Source organism: Luteitalea sp., from assembly GCF_044337415.1.
Taxonomy (GTDB): Bacteria; Acidobacteriota; Vicinamibacteria; order Vicinamibacterales; family Vicinamibacteraceae; genus Luteitalea.
Genome location: NZ_JBIINP010000377.1, coordinates 1 through 2,795, shown reverse-complemented (window position 1 = coordinate 2,795; position 2,795 = coordinate 1). Strand labels below are relative to the sequence as shown.

The following is a 2,795-nucleotide window of genomic DNA, read 5'->3' as shown; positions in this document are numbered from 1 at the left end:
CCGCCCCTGTTCCGCCGCGTGTCGGGCCGGATCGAGTGGCTCGCGCCGACGGGCATGGCGCTCGGCCTCTCGCGCAAGGCCACCTTCACCGAGGCCACGCTGACGCTCGGCGTCGGCGACCTGCTCCTGGCCTACAGCGACGGCATCACCGAAGCCGAGTCGCCCGCAGGCCAGCCGTACGAGACCGAGAGCCTCCGCGTCCTCGCCGACCAGATGGGCGGCCTGCGCGCCGGCCTCGTCGCCCGCCGCGTGATCGACGAGGTCAAGGCCCACACCGACGACACCACGCTGTTCGACGACCTCACCGTGCTCGTCGTCCGTCGCCTCGACGACGCGACGCCGCCGCCGATCCCGACGGCGTGACGTACTGACGGTCACTGCCGACGGCCGACTGCCGACCTGGTCTGAAGATGCCGATGGCCTGCCGGCGACAGGTCGCCTGTGGCCTGCAGCCTGCCGCCATTCCACCGCGGCGGCGTGGGACACGCCGCCCTACCTGTGAGGCGCTAGAATCAAGCGTCAGCCCGTTCCATGCGGCTCGCAGCCAGGCTCCTGATCGTTGCGGTGCTGTGGGGGGCCACTCCTGCCACGGCACAGCCGACCGATGCGGTCGGGACGCTCTTCGTGCGCGCAGAACAGGCCCTTCAGGCCGGAGCGCCCGAGGCGGTGCAGGCGCTGTTCACTGCCGCGGCTGATGCTGCCCAGGTCGAGGCGCTCGCCAGCGAGAGCGCCTCCACGCTCACCACGCGCGTCGTCGTGCGCGAGCGCGACCGGCAGGAACTTGGCGCCGACGGCCTCCGCCTGCTCGCCGACATCCTCATCGAGACCGCCACCACGGCCCGCGTGTCGTCGTGGCGATTCGACCTCGCCCCGATCGCCGGCGACCCCGCTCTGCCGCTGCGCATCGCGGCGGCGGCCCGGTTGAGTGAAGTGGATGGCCTCGTGCGGCTGTCGCTCGCCGACCGCCAGTTCGCCGTGCGCGACCTCACCATCCGCGGCGAGGACTTCACCATCGTGGTGCCGTCGGGCACCGCGTACGCGGCCGAGGCGCGGGGGCTCATCACGGCGCTGGTGGTGGTTGGCGACGGCGACGTCACGTTCGCGCCGCCCACCGAGTCCGAGCAGGGCCAGATCCGGCTGGTGGCCGGCGACAACCAGTTGCGGGCGCGCGTGTCGCGGTTCTTCCTGCGCGTGAACCCCGTCGACGTGGAGCAGCGGCTCACGCTGGGCGCGCTCACGCCGATGCCCGTCGACCGCGCCGGCCTCGAGCGGGCCCGCCGCTTCTTCGGCGAGCAGGTGGGACAGTCCTACAGCCTCGACCTCAGCGACCTCAGCCGCGACACGTGGAGCCTGGTGCCGCCCATCGGCGACCTGCTGGTGGACATGGACCTGGCGCGCTACGGGCAGCTGACGTACGCCCGCAGCGGGGGCGAATCGGAGGACGTGTCGCTGTTCGACCGCCGCCGGCGCAAGAACCTGTCGGTGTACACGTCGGCCCGGTCACTGGCCCAACGGGGCGCGCGCCGCTACAACGACGAGGACCGGGTCGACTACTCCATCGAGCACTACAACGTCGACGTCTCGTTCGACCCGGCGCGCCTCTGGATCGAGGGACGGGCGGACCTCGACCTCCGGATCACCGGCGCCGCCGTGCAGACGCTCACGCTCCGCCTCGCCGAGCCGCTCTCGCTCCGCGCCGTCACCGCCGACAGCTTCGGTCGCCTCCTCGCCCTCCGCGTCCGCGGGCAGCAGAACATCATCGTCAACCTGCCCGACTCGGTGCGGCGGGGGCAGACGCTCCGCCTCCGCGTGTCGTACGGCGGACGCCTCCCGCCCCCGACCCCTGATCGCGAGTCCATTGCGGTCGGCCAGGCCGGGCAGCAGATGGTGTCGGAGTTCGCGCTCGAACCCGAGCCGCGGTACGTCTACAGCTACCGCGCCTACTGGTACCCGCAGTCCGTCGTCTCGTCGTTTGCCACGGCCCGGATCCGGGTCACGGTGCCGGAGGAGTACACGGTGCTCGGCAGCGGCGTCGCCGACGAGCCGGTGCCGGTCGCGGCTCCCAACGTCAAGCCGCGGCGGGCGTTCGTGTTCCGGGCCCAGCGGCCCGTCCGGTACCTGTCGGTGGCGGTCAGCCGCCTGGTGCGCGTCACCTCGGCGGAGGTGCATCGCCCGGCGCCTGATCCGGCGCTCGGCCCGCGGCGGTCGCGGTTGTCGGCCGGCCCCTTCACCGACACGGCGACCGTCGAGATGTGGAGCCAGCCGAGGCAGACGGGGCGGGCCCGCGACCTGCTGCCGACGGTCACCGACATCCTGAGCTTCTTCGCCGACCTGGTGGACGACCTGCCGTTTCCGTCGCTCCGGTTGGCCCTCGTCGAAGACACGCTGCCGGGCGGGCACAGCCCGGCCTACTTCGCGCTGCTGCACCAGCCGATGCCAGGCACGCCCTTCAACTGGGCGCGCGACCCGGTGTCGTTCGAGGACTTCCCGCAGTTCTTCGTGGCGCACGAACTCGCGCACCAGTTCTGGGGACAGACGGTGGCGGGCGAGAACTACCACGAGCAGTGGTTGAGCGAGGGCTTCGCACAATATTTTGCGTTCCTGTACGCGCAGAAGGTCAGGCCGAAGGAGTCGGCGGCCAACATGCTGCGGCAGCTGGCCCGCACCTCGATGGAGGCCGCGGACCAGGGGCCCATCTGGCTCGGGTACCGCATCGGGCACATGAAGGGCGACAGCCGCATGTTCCGGTCGACGGTCTACAACAAGAGCGCGCTGGTGCTGCACATGCTCAGCCG

General features: G+C 71.6%; 2 protein-coding genes. Both read left to right on the top strand.

Annotated elements, in window-relative coordinates; all coding sequences use genetic code 11:
• Positions 1–363: PP2C family protein-serine/threonine phosphatase (locus ACIRDX_RS22560; protein ID WP_396627663.1), on the top strand; the 363-nt coding region annotated here is incomplete at its 5' end.
• Between the two features lie 168 nt (positions 364–531).
• Positions 532–2,795 (top strand): M1 family aminopeptidase (locus tag ACIRDX_RS22555; RefSeq protein WP_396627662.1); only part of this gene is annotated, 2,264 nt, incomplete at its 3' end.